At 39.4% G+C, this 808-nt stretch carries 1 protein-coding gene; it reads left to right on the top strand.

The features are described from left to right. Positions 1 to 12 precede the first annotated feature (12 nt). On the top strand, positions 13 to 808 hold a 796-nt coding region (locus tag GQ596_RS10935; protein ID WP_237398411.1), incomplete at its 3' end, for a T6SS immunity protein Tli4 family protein.

The following is an 808-nucleotide window of genomic DNA, read 5'->3' as shown; positions in this document are numbered from 1 at the left end:
CGTGAGCAAGAGCTGCGAAATACTAAACCGGTAGATCCCCTTGATGGCAATTATCTAAAACAGGTGTATCCAGTGCACACCCATACCCCCGATAAAATGCAAGGCATTATTTTTGAACGTATGGAAAGTATTGGTACTGCTGATATTCTTAGAGTGTTAGAAGGTTATCGCTGGCAAGATGAAGTCACATTAAAGATCGAAATGAAAGCACAAAATGGCTTAGGTGAACAATATGCTAAAGATAGGCAAATTGAGCCTGAATCCTTTGGTAATAACGTGCCCCAAAAATTAGCTGAGTTACATAAACTGTTTGACCGGATTAAGCCGCGCGATGATTTAACTATTCCAACAACACCAGGTTTTTGTTTTTTGCACGGTTTTATGCAAGGGGAGGATCGTGAATGGAAAGATATGGGATTTACCTATAGACACAATACGATAGAGGATTTCTATTTTAGGATCGAGTATAACGATTTTAAAGAAGATTACGCATTACTTAATATGCCAGAAGGCTATGTTACGCAAGGTCGAGGACATACTCTCTATAAAGGGACGCGAGAGAGTAATGGGTTATTGCTAGAAGAGTGGATAGCAAAAGGGCAATTTTTCCGTAATGAAAAAGGCTTCGATTCCGATGATTGGGGATATGTATTTTCGTTAGGGATCCATATGACCGACCCAACCTATAAAACACCACAATTACAGGTAGAAATGTACTACAAAATCCCAGATGATGAAACACAAGCATACAGTGAAAAGCAACTTATGGTCATTTGGCGAGAAATCACTGATAGCATTAGAATAAGGG

Origin of the sequence: Gilliamella sp. Pra-s60 (assembly GCF_009795755.1) — a bacterium.
Taxonomy (GTDB): domain Bacteria; phylum Pseudomonadota; class Gammaproteobacteria; order Enterobacterales; family Orbaceae; genus Gilliamella.
Note: the sequence above shows the minus strand (reverse complement) of the source record. Positions and strands in the feature narration are given on the sequence as shown.